General features: G+C 36.7%; 18 protein-coding genes. 5 read left to right on the plus strand and 13 right to left on the minus strand.

Annotation, left to right across the window (positions count from 1 at the left end; all coding sequences use genetic code 11):
- The first annotated feature begins 279 nt into the window (after window positions 1-279).
- Window positions 280-453 carry a hypothetical protein gene (locus RAC86_RS22795; RefSeq protein WP_193427800.1) on the plus strand — a complete coding sequence of 58 codons (174 nt, stop codon included), beginning with the start codon at window positions 280-282 and terminating at the stop codon, window positions 451-453.
- A 131-nt stretch (window positions 454-584) separates the two neighbouring features.
- Complete coding sequence (locus RAC86_RS22800) at window positions 585-1,193, plus strand: CPBP family intramembrane glutamic endopeptidase (RefSeq protein WP_193427799.1); 609 nt, start codon at window positions 585-587, stop codon at window positions 1,191-1,193.
- 192 nt (window positions 1,194-1,385) lie between these two features.
- On the opposite strand, the gene RAC86_RS22805 is transcribed toward RAC86_RS22800, so the two are convergent.
- Both RAC86_RS22805 and RAC86_RS22810 read right to left on the minus strand, forming a co-directional pair.
- On the minus strand, window positions 1,386-1,979 hold the full coding sequence (locus RAC86_RS22805; RefSeq protein ID WP_072565788.1) for a YdeI/OmpD-associated family protein: 594 nt from the start codon (window positions 1,977-1,979) through the stop codon (window positions 1,386-1,388).
- Window positions 1,980-2,281: 302 nt separating this feature from the next.
- Window positions 2,282-2,656: a hypothetical protein gene (locus tag RAC86_RS22810; RefSeq protein ID WP_193427798.1), complete on the minus strand. Its 375-nt coding sequence runs from the start codon at window positions 2,654-2,656 to the stop codon at window positions 2,282-2,284.
- Window positions 2,657-3,155: 499 nt separating this feature from the next.
- Between RAC86_RS22810 and RAC86_RS22815 the strand changes: the two genes are divergently transcribed.
- The gene (locus tag RAC86_RS22815; protein WP_072565787.1) at window positions 3,156-4,028 is read left to right on the plus strand and encodes an AraC family transcriptional regulator; all 873 of its coding nucleotides are present in this window, start codon (window positions 3,156-3,158) and stop codon (window positions 4,026-4,028) included.
- Window positions 4,029-4,416: 388 nt separating this feature from the next.
- Here RAC86_RS22815 and RAC86_RS22820 read toward each other — a convergent pair whose 3' ends face one another.
- The 3 genes from RAC86_RS22820 to RAC86_RS22830 form a co-directional block, all read right to left on the minus strand.
- Complete coding sequence (locus tag RAC86_RS22820; RefSeq protein ID WP_061186260.1) at window positions 4,417-5,202, minus strand: helix-turn-helix domain-containing protein; 786 nt, start codon at window positions 5,200-5,202, stop codon at window positions 4,417-4,419.
- 417 nt (window positions 5,203-5,619) lie between these two features.
- Window positions 5,620-6,828 carry a CynX/NimT family MFS transporter gene (locus RAC86_RS22825; RefSeq protein ID WP_072565786.1) on the minus strand — a complete coding sequence of 403 codons (1,209 nt, stop codon included), beginning with the start codon at window positions 6,826-6,828 and terminating at the stop codon, window positions 5,620-5,622.
- Window positions 6,825-7,517, minus strand: coding sequence for a FadR/GntR family transcriptional regulator (locus RAC86_RS22830; protein WP_072183282.1), 693 nt, complete (start codon window positions 7,515-7,517; stop codon window positions 6,825-6,827). Before RAC86_RS22830 ends, RAC86_RS22825 begins: the two co-directional genes overlap by 4 nt.
- A gap of 435 nt (window positions 7,518-7,952) precedes the next feature.
- Between RAC86_RS22830 and RAC86_RS22835 the strand changes: the two genes are divergently transcribed.
- On the plus strand, window positions 7,953-8,414 hold the full coding sequence (locus tag RAC86_RS22835; protein ID WP_041521131.1) for a CarD family transcriptional regulator: 462 nt from the start codon (window positions 7,953-7,955) through the stop codon (window positions 8,412-8,414).
- 775 nt (window positions 8,415-9,189) lie between these two features.
- On the opposite strand, the gene cspC is transcribed toward RAC86_RS22835, so the two are convergent.
- Together cspC and RAC86_RS22845 are read right to left on the minus strand one after the other, a co-directional pair.
- Window positions 9,190-9,393, minus strand: a complete 204-nt coding sequence (gene cspC / locus RAC86_RS22840) for a cold shock protein CspC (RefSeq protein ID WP_061186258.1) — start codon at window positions 9,391-9,393, stop codon at window positions 9,190-9,192.
- Between the two features lie 466 nt (window positions 9,394-9,859).
- Window positions 9,860-10,027 (minus strand): molecular chaperone TorD family protein, encoded by a 168-nt coding sequence (locus tag RAC86_RS22845; RefSeq protein ID WP_080490478.1) that lies wholly within the window; start codon window positions 10,025-10,027, stop codon window positions 9,860-9,862.
- 113 nt (window positions 10,028-10,140) lie between these two features.
- On the opposite strand from RAC86_RS22845, the gene desA reads away from it, so the two are divergent.
- Window positions 10,141-11,169: a Delta(5) desaturase DesA gene (gene desA, locus RAC86_RS22850; protein ID WP_072565785.1), complete on the plus strand. Its 1,029-nt coding sequence runs from the start codon at window positions 10,141-10,143 to the stop codon at window positions 11,167-11,169.
- Between the two features lie 365 nt (window positions 11,170-11,534).
- Here the strand turns inward: desA and RAC86_RS22855 are convergent, their stop codons facing one another.
- The 6 genes from RAC86_RS22855 to RAC86_RS22880 form a co-directional block, all read right to left on the minus strand.
- On the minus strand, window positions 11,535-11,906 hold the full coding sequence (locus tag RAC86_RS22855) for a DUF1304 domain-containing protein (protein ID WP_072565784.1): 372 nt from the start codon (window positions 11,904-11,906) through the stop codon (window positions 11,535-11,537).
- A gap of 119 nt (window positions 11,907-12,025) precedes the next feature.
- Entirely contained in the window at window positions 12,026-12,652 is a 627-nt protein-coding gene (locus tag RAC86_RS22860) for a LysE family translocator (protein ID WP_072565783.1), read from the minus strand.
- 96 nt (window positions 12,653-12,748) lie between these two features.
- Complete coding sequence (locus tag RAC86_RS22865) at window positions 12,749-13,381, minus strand: MOSC domain-containing protein (protein ID WP_072565782.1); 633 nt, start codon at window positions 13,379-13,381, stop codon at window positions 12,749-12,751.
- A gap of 75 nt (window positions 13,382-13,456) precedes the next feature.
- A complete protein-coding gene (locus tag RAC86_RS22870; RefSeq protein WP_377886052.1) occupies window positions 13,457-14,347 on the minus strand; it encodes a LysR family transcriptional regulator in 891 nt (296 codons plus the stop codon).
- A 96-nt stretch (window positions 14,348-14,443) separates the two neighbouring features.
- A complete protein-coding gene (locus RAC86_RS22875; protein ID WP_072566813.1) occupies window positions 14,444-15,691 on the minus strand; it encodes a CynX/NimT family MFS transporter in 1,248 nt (415 codons plus the stop codon).
- A gap of 155 nt (window positions 15,692-15,846) precedes the next feature.
- Window positions 15,847-16,427, minus strand: a 581-nt coding sequence (locus RAC86_RS22880; RefSeq protein ID WP_377886053.1) for a dihydrodipicolinate synthase family protein, incomplete at its 5' end; no start/stop codon positions are given.

The following is a 16,427-nucleotide window of genomic DNA, read 5'->3' on the forward strand; positions in this document are numbered from 1 at the left end:
GAAAAACAAGCATATAACAATATGCTTGTTTTTCTTCTACATATAGTAGCTAATTCCTTCAAACTCTGACTCCATATTCAGCCTCTTAGATCTTAAACGTGGTTGAACTATTACATTCACGTTATCTATAACAGCAAACTATAATTCTTTTGAGCAACATCACAGTAAAAAACGTGTTCCATTATTTGTTTGCTCGGGCCTTATTCAACCTTTTTGAGATGCGGTATCCAGCAACATAATGTATAATTCTTCCTATCTACTTGCAGGAGGCATTACATCATGAAAATTAGAGTTACTGGAATTTTAGTTGGTTTTACTTTATTTATTACTGGTATTCTTTTGCCAGAAGCAAAATTTGATTACCCTCAGTGTATTAGTTTTGCTGGAGCTTTTATAGCATCAACATCTATTGGAAGTCTCATGAAACTCAAAAAGCAATCGGCAACTAACTAACTTTTGAATGTCTCCTTCCTAGAAAGAGGCAGGGGGCACGAAACGGGCACTGTTTTTCGGCGAGTGCCTTCTACAAAATAGAGATATAAAGTGTTTTTCATTCATCTAAAAATACAGAAAAGAAGGTAAGCATGGAAAATATAAAAGACGAAACCAAGAAAATAAAAAAGGATTTCAATCCAAAAGACGCTGTTTTCGTATTCTCTTCTTTTACATTCATTTGCGTGGCTATCATTTTTATGCTAATGGTTTATGATGTACTCACGATTCAAAATTTCCTGTCATTCGATAAACCAATCAGAATGATACTGCATGTATTTATTGCTTCATTTGCTCTGCTTTTGTTTGGTGTAATTTTATCGCTTTCCATTCCCTCCAAATATATTGACGATACAAACAAGAGCTATCAAAATTATTCACTGTTAAGTATTGTTGCCTTTATGTTTGCAGGTGCGTTATTTGAAGAACTTTTGTTCAGGGGAACTATTCAAAATTTGCTTTTTATATTCATAGAGAACCAATGGATTGCAATTATAACTGCCACTCTAATTTTCTTAGGTTTTCATATCCAATACTTTCAAAAGCCTATGATGCTCATAAATATAAGCATCCTAAGTTTGACTTTCGGGTGGATATATTTTGACACGAACAATATTTTAGTACCTTTTGTTGTACATTTTCTAATGAACTTAGGCATAACGCTTTTATTTAAATACAATATATTACGGATGAAAAGATAACGCATATAACTTAATTTATTGATATTTAGGCCTTGATTAACTTTTAATTAAGGTTTTTTTACACATCCTCGACATTTCAGCGTATCTATTTTTTCAATGCACACACTAATTATTGCTTCTTTCGAATCTTTTTTGTTTTTAGGAATCCGAAGAGTTCGAGTAACTAGTAATACTTAGAGTTACGGAAAATTACTAATCCTTTAATCCCTTTCCATCGAGAATTTTTTGCAAATATTTTTCGACTCTCGATTCTCGGGTTTTGGATTGTTTGGCTTGAGAAAAATAAAGAGTGTATGCTCTTTGCCGTCCCGGGGTCAATGCTTCAAAAGCAGTTTTCAAGGCAGGGATTTCATCGAATTTATTTTGAAGTTCTTCAGGAATTTTATATTCTGTATTCTTTTTTAAATCCACTTCCAACCCGGCTTTTTCAACTTCAATGGCCTCATGAATATAGGCTTTCAAGATCGTTTCCATTTCATCAATTTCCTGAACATTGGTAAACCGAATCTGGCGTGCCGCCTGTACATTCTCCGTTTGTTGGATGAGAATCCCATGGGCATCTTGTAACAAGGCACCTTTGTGAAACAGAAGCGCACAATATTCTTTAAATCCATGTATTAAAACGATGTTCTTATTATTAAGCGTGTAGCAAGGATGCTTCCACTTAAATTCTTCGGTCAGCTCACAGTCAAGAACGATAGCTCTCAACTTCTCATATTCTTCCTTCCACTTTTTCGCTTTACTTAAAAATTCATCAACCTTAAGATTCGTTCTGCTATTTGTCATGAAGGAATTCCCCTCTTTCCAGGCATTTTTAATAAAGGTTTAATGGTTCGTCATACATTTACGTGAATTAACACTAATGAAGCCCAGTCAGTTTTATTTTTGACATCTCGGTATTTATTTTATTCTTCTATAGGTTCCTTCTCTTATTATTCAATAGATTAAGCTTAAAGTGGAGATGATGCAACAACAAAAAATATCAAGGGCTATATCCATGTCCATAACATAAAAAGAGAAGGCTCATATAGCCTTCTCACCTTGTTTTATTATTTCACTGACAATCTGAAAAAATAACAATTCGATTATCATGTAACTTTTTTATTCTTGCCAACGCATAAGGTTACTGCAACACTAGCTATACTGACTAAAGTTCCTGCAACAGAAACAAGAATTGTCAAAAAGCCATTGGGAATAAGAAATCCAATTGGAATGAGTCCCAGAAAAGTTAAAACGATAAAACATTGATATACTCCTGAAATTATTCTTACAACCAAGTTACCAAAAAAGGACATGGCTAAAGGAGGGATGAATAAAAATATAACGATCCCAATTGAGATCATTAAAATAATAGGCTCATCAAATGAAATGACATGATCTCCAGGTGAATCTTTACCAGCTACTAGTAAAACAATGATAGACATAATCAGTGTAAGAAAAACCAAAGAAAACCTTTTTAACAACGTTATAACTCCTTTTTCAAATGTACTAAAAACGGGTATCCTGCTTTTTTTCAATTTCCATAACCATTTTATGTTATTCACTGCAGAATATGAATGCAATTCTATTTTTCATTAATTCTTCTAGTGAATTCTGTATTTTTCGCTTATTTTCATTATCCAAGCAATATCAATTCGTTTACATTGCCTCTTGACAACCTCACTCTCTTTTCGCCAAATTAAGTATTGGAACCTTTATCTAACAATATAACAATTTAATGGAAATTAGGCAATTTAGAACTTACATCACTGCTAGATCAATAGGAGCAAAAGAAATTTCAAAATAAACAACTGAATAATTGTTGCAGTATGCACATGTCTTTATAGAATGTTTAAAAAACCTGTACAAATACAGGTGAAGAACTTACTTTATTTCATATGAGTTATCCTGCAAAACGGTGCACGGAATGTCGGGTAGATACATTTCACTCCTGTTATTCTTTTGTTAAAGGAGGTCAAATAAATGGATTCGCTTAAAAGGATGAATAGAGCATTAAAGTATATTGAAGAAAACCTCACAAATGATATTGATTTTAAAGAAGTAGCAAAGCTTGCTTTCTGCTCTGAATATCATTTTAAAAGGATGTTTTCCTTCCTTGCAGGTATTTCATTATCGGAATATATTCGTCGCAGACGTCTTACTCTTGCAGCTTTTGAACTGAAAGACAGCAATGTAAAAGTGATTGACATTGCAATAAAGTACGGTTATAACTCACCAGATTCTTTTGCGCGGGCATTCCAGAATTTACATGGCATAAACCCATCAAAAGCCAGACTTAATGGCCATTCCCTTAAAGCCTATCCACGAATGACCTTCCAGCTATCAATCAAAGGAGGAAATGAAATGAATTACCGTATTGAAGAAAAAGAGGCATTTCGCATCGTTGGCATTAAAAAAAGAGTTCCTATTATTTTCAATGGGATTAATCCGGAAATTGCATCTATGTGGGAAAGTTTAGATGAAAAAGCAATAAATAAACTAAAAGAGCTTTCTAATGTAGCACCATCAGGACTCATTAGTGCATCCACGAATTTTTCTGAAGGTCGGATGGAGGAGAATGGAGAGCTTGATCACTATATTGGCGCAGCCACAACGAAACAGTGTCCAGATAACTTATCACGGCTTGAAGTTCCTGCCTCAACGTGGGCTGTATTCGAAGCAATCGGACCATTTCCGAATACACTGCAAGACGTATGGGGACGCATTTATTCCGAATGGTTTCCATCATCAAATTATGAACAAATAGAAGGTCCAGAAATACTGTGGAACGAGCATAAGGATGTAACATCGCCATCTTTTAAAAGTGAAATTTGGATACCGGTTTCAAAAAAGTAATATATTTTACGATGAAGTAAGAGGAATTGAAGGGTCTTTAAGGAAGGGGCTAATCCCTTCCTCTTTATGCACCAACTCGATCTGCGGCAATTTTGAAAAGCGCTGTCTGCATCTTCAAAGTGAGTAAATATTGAGAATTCGGCTGATCTTCATTTATCATCTCCCCTTTTTTATGTTTCATCTCGCCTCAATGCTCATATGATACTAATCATTTGATAGCTCTTCATTTCCACGGATAATGAAAATATCAGGTGATCTCCTATGAACCTAGGTCAGAATATCTGTCTGTAAGCTTCCTATCTTTTTTTCTCCTCTATAATGAAAAAAGAACTTTTTTAGGCTCTTTTTAATCACGATTTTCCTGAATAAAATTGGTTAGCACCTATTATTAGAAATCATCCACTCTTTTTCTCACTTTCTTACTTAGCTTAAAACCGAATCTATTTATATACTCTTCATTTTTAGCCATGATTTGATAAGCTTCGATTATTGGCAAGGTGCGAATTAAAATGTACGCACCAGTAGCGATCAAAACCACACAAACCGGATAGTAGGAATTGAAACCTGAGACTATATGTTTTCTTTCCAGAAAAAAAGGAATTCCGCCTGCTACAATTGAACAAACACCAGCAACCATGACAGCAGCATACCGTCTTTTCATATCTTTATATTTTACTGTCAGTTCTTTATGATGATTTTGGTCAAAAATCAGAGCTTCTTTCTTGAGTACCTTGTATTTATCTTCTACCGTAATCAATCCTGTCACAATAGCCCCAATGCCGAGTACAGCTATGATCATGATAAGGAGTGTATAGATGGCTGGTTCTTGTTTAAAAACCAAATAAGGGACAGTGGATAAAATAAGCAGGCTCAGTCCGAAAGAAACATATTTGGAAACTTTGCGCTCATGCAATAAAAAGCCATCTGCCATTTCCCTGCTTACATAATATCCTTCTTTATTGTCACGATGCGGCTCAACAGAATCTTTTAACAAATAATCAATTGACACTTCAAAAATGTTTCCAATCATTAAAAGTTTCTCGGTTTCAGGAAACCCTTGCCCATTTTCCCATTTGCTAATCGCCTGCCTTGTCGTGTTTACTTTTTCAGCTAAAGCTTCCTGAGACAGTCCTTTTTCTTTTCGTAACTTAAAAAGTTTTTCACCAAATGTCATAGTTTAGAACTCCTTTGCTTTGATGACTACATTTTATGAAAACAACGCTCCCCGTTCTATCTTCCAGCAAATGCACTTTGTCAACTTACGGTTGCAACGATGTTATACATTGTTGTTTATTCCTGTTCAGACCATGTCTTGAACAAAAAAGAGTAAATGTTTTCAAAAATAAACATCCAATTCCTTTTTATTCTTTAGTATAGATAAACAACTCATTATTTTCCACTTTTTATCGATTCCCCTTAACTTGTGATGTTCACTCCTAGTTATTTCATTCGTCCAAAGAAACATAAAAAAAACCAAGGATCTATAACCCTTGGTTTCATTGATACGGCTAAGAGGACTTGAATTTCCACGGGATTGTCCCCACCAGGCAATTCATGGGTTCTTAAGAGCTTTACTGAAGCAAAGCCCCTTTTATACCGTGTGATTTTTTGACGCACCCAGGCCGAATATGAACAGCAGAATGCTGACCATAAGCAACAGTAATATTGGGAAGTTCCAGCTTGCCGTGACGTCATGGAGCAAACCAAACAATGTCGGTCCTGTTGCAGCCAGCAAATATCCAACAGATTGCGACATACCGGACAAAGAAGCCGCATCGGAGGCATCTTTCGTCCGCAAGCTTAAAAAGATCATAGCCAAACTGAACGCACATCCCCCAGCAAACCCGAGTAAAATTGTCCATAACAAAATCAGTGCATTATCGCCGAAATAAAGGCCACCCAATGAAACAAAAAATAGGACAGTCATCATGACAACCAATAAACGCTGATTCTTCATGCGTCCCGCAACGATCGGTACGATGAATGATACGGGAAGCGAAGCGAATTGAAATAGCGATAGCATCCAACCAGCGCTGTCTTCACTCAAGCCCCGGCTTGCCATGATTTCAGGTAACCAAGCGATCAAAACATAGAAAAGCAGAGACTGCAATCCCATAAAAAGTGTAATCATCCATGCCAGCGGTGAACGCCACAGATTTCGCCGCGTCGACGTACCGCTAGTAGTTATCATGGCTGACGCGTGACTCGCCCGCACTTTAGGAAACCAGAATAGTGCGGCTACCAGAGCGAGCAGGCCCCAGATTCCAAGTGCGCCATTCCAGCCAAAACCGAGATTGCGGGCGAGCGGGACACTTACACCGGAGGCTATCGCACCGCATAAATTCATCGACACTGAATACAGCCCTGTCATAAGACCGACATTATGAGAAAAATCCCGTTTAACAAGACCTGGAATTAGCACGTTGCACACCGCAATCGCGAGCCCAAGCAAAACGGTGCCTGCAAATAAAGGAACTGTTGCGGTCAGCGAGCGGACAGCAATACCTGCCATGAGAAGAACCAATGCATAAAGTATGATCCGTTCCATCCCGAAGCGGCGCGCCAAGATAGGCGCGAAGGGGGAAAGAAGCGAGAAAGCAAGCAACGGCAATGTCGTGAGCAAGCCTGCCGCGGTATGCGATAATCCAAGGGACTCGCGAATCGATCCTACCAGTGGGCCTACCGACGTTAGCGGTGACCGCATCGTCAATGATATAAGGACGATGCCTATGATGATCGGCCAACTCAATGAGAGCGGACGCTTTAACCCAGTTGGTTTGGTATCACTTTGTACGCTCATGGACGCTCCCCCTCTTCAACAGCGATAACATCCTTCGATTCCTGGATATAACGATGAACTGCTTCCACGGCACGATCTGCGTCCTGACCGACAATCGCTTCGACCAGTTGTCGGTGCATTTCCAAAAAATCCGTATCGACTTCAAAACTAGTCAGGCTTGTAATCGAATCTTGTAACGCTTCAGCGATATGGTTGTATATTTCGATCAGTATTTCATTATGCGACGCCTTGACAATGCTTTGATGTAGACGGATATCCGCCGTTACAAAGTCATCAATGTTACCGAGTTCTGCCGCTGCCTCGCAGCGTTCCAGTTGGAGAAGAAGTTCGCGGGCCTCGTCGTCGGTTCTGCGTTGTGCAGCAAGATGGGCCCCCTCACGTTCGAGAGCATACCGAACTTCTAATGTTTGCAACGTATCGGTACGCGAAATGCGTTTTTTCAACACGACTCCCAAAGCACTTGAAGAGCAGACATAAGTTCCGTCACCTTGTTTCGTCTTCAAGAGTCCTGCATGTATCAATGCCCGAATTGCTTCCCTTAATGTATTGCGGCTAACATTCAACTCGTTCATCAACTCCGGCTCGGCCGGAATGCGCATCCCGACACCCCACTTGCCTGATTCGATCAAACTTTCCATTTGTAGAGCGACTTGCTCAACCAGCGTCTGCCGGTTTGTTTTCTGAAGCATGTGTTTATCCTCCTGTAAAGCACTTATCAAACATAGGATGTTTGGTTAATCGGTATTTTATCACGCCTCTGAAATTAAGACAAGAAAATAATAAGCCAATGAAAGGGGCAGGGAATCTTGCTGCTCATGTAAAGATATTGAATTTAACAGCAATACAGAAATCCCTTACAAAAAAGATACCTAAAAAGGAGATTTAATAACTCATTTTCAATGAAAAACTGATTGATGTTAATTAGTCGGGTTTCAGGATATACACGGACCATTGCCCTTTCCTTTATTGGGAATCCGACACGTTCCCTATTGTTTTTGCTTGATCTGATTTTCTAAAAAAAGTTATTGACAACGAAAAATTGATCATGTTATTATTAAAATTTTGATATTCCACCTCCATATATGGTAATCTTAAGAAGGTTACCATACATGGAGGTGGATGATATGTTTCAAATTGGCGATAACATTGTTTATCCAATGCACGGAGCAGGTATAATTGAAGCCATAGAAGAAAAAGAAATCTTAGGGAAAAAACAACAGTATTATGTCATAAAGATGACGATTAGTAATATGCAAGTTATGATTCCAACGCGTAAAATATTGAGCTCAAGTATACGACCAGTTACTGATATACGTGCATTAAAACACATTATACACATTTTTCAGCATGGAGAATCAGATAGGTTACTGCCGTGGAAGCAAAGGTATATAGTAAACACGAACAAAATAAAAACGGGTGAAATACAAGAAGGCGCTGAAGTTGTACGTGATTTACTGCGTATGAAGAAAGAAAAAGCACTTAATGCAAGCGAAAAAAAAATGTTGGATAATGCATATGAATTTTTGATTAGTGAACTGGAAGTAATTAAAGGAATCACTGAAAAACAAATAAAAAGTTTTTGTTAAGGTTAATTATAGAGAATGTATCGCATGAAAATCCCGAATTTTTCGATAATATCACGATAAAAAGTAAAGCCATTTCAAAAACGTTCAACTTCTTCAACTTACTAATAAAACATTAACCTCTTTTGTTATTCCTACAATCTAATCCATTTTTATTATTTACATTTTTTCTACAACATTTGAAGTTTTATCAAAAAAACTCGATGAAATAGTCACTTGATGTTTGTAATCCTGATTCACACTGGCACGGACAAGGAGCCGTAAGGATGGAAGAGAGGTAGGGCTTTCATTGTTTTAGGTATCTCTAAGTGATTATTTCTTGTAGATAAAACATTCAATTTCCACTCTATCTTTAAGAATTTCTTATATCCACTGCGACAGTGAATAGTAATTGTGTATCTTCTTTTCATAAAAGAGATACACGGGTTGTTAACATCTAAATATATGGCCACAATAAAAAAATGACGAAGTTCTAGAACTAGAAATCATTTTTATGATTCATTTAATCTTGTAGTTAAATTAACGGGCAGGTTAGTGAAAAAAGAATGAATAAAATGCAGTTGCATTCGAAAAGAAAAGTAATTAATTTATATACATTCCGCATATTGTCAATCCAGTATGTTATACTGTAAACAAACCTTTGAAGTTTTAAATCTTTTTCTATTACCTTGTAGCATCTCCCTACTCGAACGTTGAGTAGGGTTTTTTATTGAGTATTAAGAGAACATAAAAAAAACAGGCCCTATAGAAAGAGCCTGTTTGTATAAACGATTGAAGATTAAGCAATTTTTTGAACGTTAGCAGCTTGAGCTCCACGAGCACCTTGCTCAACGTCAAACGTTACTTTTTGACCTTCGTCTAAAGATTTGAATCCGTCACTTTGGATTGCAGAGAAGTGTACGAATACATCGTCTCCGTTTTCACGTTCGATGAAGCCAAAACCTTTTTCTGCATTAAACCATTTCACTGTACCTTGTTCCATTTTTGTTGCCTCCTAGTGTGTAACCACACAGTGTATACTATCCTTGCCCAAAGTATCATCAAGACGAAAAGTCAATATTCATACTATCCTTTACACCGAACAAAAATAATTCTTCTTTATCATAACACGAAACGGAAATAACTGCAAATTAATATTGTCGTTTTATTCATGGCATTATTTGTTAAACATATGGATGCCAGTGCGAATAAGAGGCCTATTAATAACTATGGTTTGAAAACACTGTGAAAATGAATCACGAGTGTCTTCAAACCTTTTTTTTGCTTAATAGTACTTCATTAATGACTGTCAAAAAGCTCAGCTGTTTCTTGTTCAAGTAAAAGATAATCTTTTAAAGGCAGGGCTGTTCACTTGTAAAACTTTGTTACTGCAGATGTTTCCAAACAGTCACTCATGGATATCCCCATTACTTCATTATCACTTTCCAAAACCTTTTCACCTCAAACAATCAATGTTCACGATCTAAATAAATCGATTCCCATAGGGGAGCAGTGAGCGAGTTTGGCCCGATAAAGAGCCGGGTATAATCTTCATACACCATTTGTATCCCGGCTGGCTCTGCTAATAAAGATGTAATTGAACTGGAAATCAGTTTATCATTTCCAATAATTTTCACAGATAGATGGGAAGAATACTTATCATATATGTGGTGTATGACGTTGGGCCTTCAAAGGCTATAAAACGTTTTCTACACTTAGAAGATCAACAGGGAAGGAGAAACTTTTAAAAATGAAAGAACAAAACCTAAGGACTTTGAGAAAACTGGTTACACCTTATGAAAAGTCCGATTTACAAAAAAGTATTTGTCAAATCATTAACACATTGGTTCCATTTATCCTTTTATGGTATTTGGCATATAAGAGTTTGTCGATTTCTTATTTCTTTACATTAGCGGTTTCTGTCGTTGCGGCAGGTTTTTTAGTAAGAACCTTCATCATCTTTCATGATTGCTGCCACTATTCCTTTTTTAAGAACAGAAAGGCGAATCGAATCCTTGGAACAATAACAGGAATTCTGACTCTGCATCCCTTTGATCATTGGGCACACGACCATTCTGTCCATCATGCAACAAGCAGCAATCTGGACAAACGTGGTACAGGCGATATTTGGGTACTGACCGTTGAGGAATATAAGAAAGCCTCAACTAAGACAAAAATAAAGTACCGTTTGTACAGAAATCCGTTTGTTATGTTTATGATTGGGCCGATTTACGTCTTCGGGATTACCAATCGTTTTAATCGTAAAGGGGCAAAACGCAAAGAACGGATGAATACGTATGTAACGAACCTGGGGATCGTCACTTTGGCAGCACTTTTATGTTGGGTTATTGGCTGGCAAAACTTCCTGCTGGTTCAGGTGCCCATTTTTATGATATCAGGATCTCTCGGAATTTGGATGTTTTATATTCAGCACACGTTTGAGGATTCTTATTTTGAAGAAGATGAGCATTGGGAATATGTAAAAGCAGCAGTTGAAGGGAGTTCTTTTTATAAGCTACCAAAAGTTATGCAATGGCTAACAGGAAATATCGGTTTCCATCATGTTCATCATTTAAGCCCGAGAGTCCCAAACTATAAGCTTGAAAAAGTGCATAACAACACTGAACCATTGCAAAACGTTCCGACCATTACACTGGCAACAAGTCTCAAGTCGTTAAAGTTCCGCCTATGGGATGAAGAAGGCAAAAAATTTGTTGGTTTTAGCCACTTAAAAAAAGCTTCTAAAGGCCAAGTATCAGCGCGGCTAACAACAGATTAAATAAACTCCCCATAATCGATGAAAGGGACAGTGTATCTTGCAGAATAAAAGTGCAGACTCGCGCAACGGTTTTGTGCAGAGGTCAGCACTTTTTTAGTGACTCGACAATGTGGTACATTTGTTGCCGTATTTTCCGCAAAAAAATAATACCAAAGGTGATTAAACCCTGGGTATTATTGGGATGCGGCCGAGAGGACTTGAACCTCCACGGGTTATTCACCCACTTGGCCTTAGAATAATCAATACATACTCATTTGATTTCATAAAAAAGTTGCCAATTAAGGAACATCATAATTGACAACTCAATGCTTACATGTTCTATACTTTTTTCAAAAAAGGGCTCTTGTTATTAAAATGCTTGGGATCTACATCACAGATAAAAGGGTAACTAGTGCTAAAATAGCTGGAAGTCCTTGTTTCACAATAATTGATTTATTTGATGTGAAACCTCCGAAAATGGCTGCTACTACCACACAAATTACGAAAAATAATTGAACCATATAGCCAATTGGATTGAGCCCAAGTATAAGTCCCCAAATGAGACCAGCAGCTAGAAATCCATTATATAAACCTTGGTTTGCAAACATAACGGCTACGTTTCGATCTCCTTCTAAATGCCTTGGCAATTTGAACGCGCGTTTTGCCGCCTTTGAATCAATAAAAAACATTTCAAGGATCATAATGAATAAATGTTCTAATACTACGATCCCTACTAAAATAGTTGCGATTATTTCCACATTATTCTCTCCCCTATACTCCCTAATATTAGTTTTATATTTTTGAACTAAGGAGACGATATGACATATACTTGGACGGCTGCTTTAAGGAGTAGACATTTATGTCTACTCCTTAAAAATTATTTTTGACTAACCATCAACTTACACCCAAGAGCAATAAATACTGTTCCAGAGACTTTATTGAGAATATTATTAAATTTATTGTTGTCTTTAAGTGTTTTTGTGGCCATAGTTGAAAAGTACGTGACTAAAATGTACCACAATAAAGCTATAACGGCGAAGATGCTCCCTAAAATAAGAAATGACAATGATACAGTCGACCCTGATGTTGATGCAAACTGAGGCAAAAACGATAAATAGAACAGAATGTTTTTAGGGTTAGCGATGTTTGTAATAACCCCCTGGATATAATGTTTTTTAAGCGTCTCGTTAGCTGCATCCTTTAAAGTTATTCCGTCATTTTTCTTAAGAAGTGCTTTCATTCCAATGTAGATTAAATATAGCCCTCCCACAAGTTTTATAGCAGTAAACAGAACAACCGACTTAGCTAAGATAATAGATAATCCAACAGTAGCAAGTATTGTGTGAACAAAAGCACCGGTAGCAATTCCAGCAGATGCAGCAAAACCACTTGCTCTGCCATTTGAGATACTTCTGCTTAATACAAACACAGCGTCTATGCCAGGAGCAGCTATAAAAACAAATGATGACAATACAAACAAAAAAAGATCATGAATTCCAAACATATATTTCAACTCCTAAAATTCCACATTCCATCTACGAAAATTTCAATAACTAAATTTCAACGAATCAAATTTTTTGAACAACTCCATGCTAGGAACTCATAACAGTTTTAAAAACCTTTTCCGCCAATCCTCTGCGAGAGCATCGATTTTCAATATTTCTTCAATTGATTTTTTATCCTCTTTTTGATGAAAAAGAACTTGTGTGGCAGAAAGTACAGATATTTCACATGGGTCCTTTTCAACAAGCTCTATTTCTGAACTAGACTCAATCGTCCCTTCTTTTAGCACCCGAAAAAAATAACCGGTTAGACATGTTTCAACCACTTTCTTCAGAAAATCTCTCTCTTCATTGTATTTCGATATAGTTGCACATGGCACTCTTCCTTGTGTTACCTGAATGATGGTACTACCTATTCTATACACATCACCTATACAAACCTGTTCTTCCAACATGCCTGTTGCAGTAATGTTTTCTCCAAAAATAGGCGGAGTCATTTTTTTATTAAACATTCGTTCCCAATGAGAATAATGCTCAAATGGATATAAACATACTGCTCGATCAACACCACCGTGGAACTTGTGGTTAGCAACATCATCACCAACGAAACCGGATTTTTTCAGCTCAATAGATGATACAGTAGACTTACCTATCGCGGACATTTCTTTTCTATTATTCCAATCATATTCATTAGGTTTTCCAACAGCTAAATGAATAATTTGTCTATTCATGATACCCCTCCAATCGCCATTTGTTGATCTGAGTTAGTTTGTCCTGTATTCAAAACAAATCAAGGTCTCCACTAGTTAATTTGAATGAAATACAGTTTCTTTAAGAGCACTAATAAAAGCATGAGTTGCAGTACTCAAATATTTATCTTTTCTATAAACAACTCCAATTTCACGAGAAAGATTAGATATTAAAATTGGAATGATTCTTATATTAGGATGATTAAGGTACTCTAAATAAGGTTTAGGAAGTATTGTTACTCCTACCCCTTTAATAACAATATTAATTAAAGATTGCATGGTTGTAATTTCAAAAATCGGCTTAGGAAAGAACCCTAAGTCTTTACAAGCTTCATCTATAAGTTTCCTAATAAAATACTGTTGAGGGAGTAAAATCGAGGGTGTTGTCTTTAGCACCTCTACATCTAACATTTCCTGATTCTCTAACGGGTGACCTTTAGGCACTGCAAAAGCCATTTCCTCTGTGGATAAAGAAATTGATTCTAATTCATCGCCTTTCATAGGTAAGAATACAATCCCCAAATCCAACTTATTTTCTATGAGTTGTTTGTGAATGTCCCCAGTGCGCAGCCCAAAAACGGATATCTTCACACCAGGGTATTTTTGGTGAAAATTCAGTAAAGTAGGCGTGATAAGGTAATCCTCGACTGTCAACAAAGTTCCAACCAAAATTGTCCCTCTTTGAAGCCCATTCAATTCATCTATTGAGGTTTTAGCCTGTTCTACCTCATAAAAAATTTTGCGAGTATACTTTAAGAGAAGCTTTCCTGATTCAGTAAGTGCTGTTTTTTTACCAATACGATCGAATAAAGGAGTGCCAATTTCATGTTCCAATAATCTAATTTGTTGACTTAAAGAAGGCTGAGAAATTCCTACTTTTTCAGCTGCTCTTGTAAAATGAAGTTCTTGGCATACTGCATAGAAATATTCAAGTTGTTTTAATTCCATCTAGTGCCTCCTTTAGGAAATGAATAGATACAGTTTGAAAAGGGGCATAAGAGTGTACAATTATGCACCTGTTCTACTTTTTTTAGTCTGTCTCTATTATAGTGACTTTAAACTCGATCCCTTGATGGGTACATATTCGTTTTTCGCTGCCCCTATACCCGAGATCAAAACAATAACTGAAGTAAAAACTAACATAAGTAAAGAAACAGTCCAATTATGTGTAATGTCGTGTAACCATCCAAATAAAACAGGCCCTATAGCAGATAGAAGATAACCTAAAGATTGAGCCATACCTGAAAGTTCAGCTGCCTCGTTAGCATTTTGAGTACGCAGACTAAAGAACATCATAGCTAAACTAAATGCAAATCCAATTCCGATTCCAATTATGATCATCCATAAAGGCATAAGGAGTTTATCCCCATATATGATAGCAACAAACCCAAAAATTAGTAGAGAAGCAGATGCAGCTACTAATAACCGCTGGCTTTTTAAACGTCCAGCTAAAATAGAAACGAGAAATGTTACAGGAAGCATAGCAAGTTGCATTAAAGACAACGTCCAGCCAGCTTCATGAGTGTTTAACCCTTTCTCTTCAAGAATTTCAGGTATCCATGTAATCACTGTGTAGAAAATGAAAGATTGAAACCCCATAAATAACGTAACATTCCAAGCTAGCTTTGAACGCCATAAGCTTATTGCTTTAACTTCCTCCCTAGTTTTTTCAACCTGAACAGACTTTTGTTGATATTGCAGTTGTGGTAGCCAAATGAAAATGGTGAGCAGAGATAAAAGTCCCCAACATCCAAGCGCTCCTGACCACCCCAAACCCAAAGATGACGAAATGGGAATACTTATACCAGAGCCAACAGCTCCAAATAAATTCATAGATACTGCATAAAGTCCTGTCATCATACCTATTTTCTTCATAAAGTTATATTTGATAAGACTGGGTAATAAAACATTGCAAATGGCAATAGATGATCCGATTAAAACAGTTCCTATAAATAATGTTTCTTTTCCAACAAAAGAACGTACACCAATCCCAATTGTTAATATCACTAAGGAAATCAATAGGGTTAACTCCATACCAAAACGCCGAGCTAAATTGGAAGCAAAAGGGGATAAAAATGCAAAAGCAAGTAAAGGTATTGTGGTTATGACTCCTGCCAGTGTATTAGAAATCCCCAAGTCATCACGAATTGCAGCTACTAGCGGACCAACTGATGTTAGTGAGGCTCTAAGGTTTGCACCAATTAGGATGATACCTATGATAAGCCATCCTATCCTAGGCTTTAAATCCAACCGCGATTGTCCTACGTAATTTGTTAATTGTGAATTACCCATGATCAATATTGACCCTCCGTATAACCCAATGACACCTTTAAGTTGCAATATATTTACTGCTTCAACTACACTTGTGTTTCATCAATATAATAAGATTACAAGCAGTGAAATCGTTACTGGTTTGTAAGTATATAAATACTAAATCACTCTTATAATCAATTAATTGGGGAACGACATGGCCCTACTTTTATTCCCAAAGAGTTATAGTGATTCTTTATATTCATTATTGCTTGACCGCTTGTAACTTCAATAATTAAATCGTTTAATTTCCTAAGATCAACTGGTTTATTCAAAATTAATTGATTAAATAGTTGTTTAATCTCCTTTGGATATACATTCCCAACCATACTGGACAGCCCATTACAACCATTAAGTATTTTTTCCGGAAGATTGATATCACCACCAGCGAACATCACAAAGTCATCCGGTAAGTTTGTACTTGAATGACGTTTGGCATCGCTCTCTTCTTTAAGTCCTACAAGATTTGAATGTTTTTGATTGATAAGAGTTTCAAATGATTCAGCACTTAGCTCAAATCCTGTTCTAAAAGGATTATTATAAAGCACTACATTTTTAGTTGTGTGTTGCAGCAACTCATTAATATAGCTAATGGCCTGTTTCTGAGTTGGTTGAATATAAGGTGGGAACTGAATTAGAATTGCGTCAAAGACAGAATCCTCAAGCTCCTTAATTAGTTTTATTGCATCTTTGGTTCTTGTTGCTGACACACCAAACA

Source organism: Bacillus sp. LR_5, from assembly GCF_042709275.1.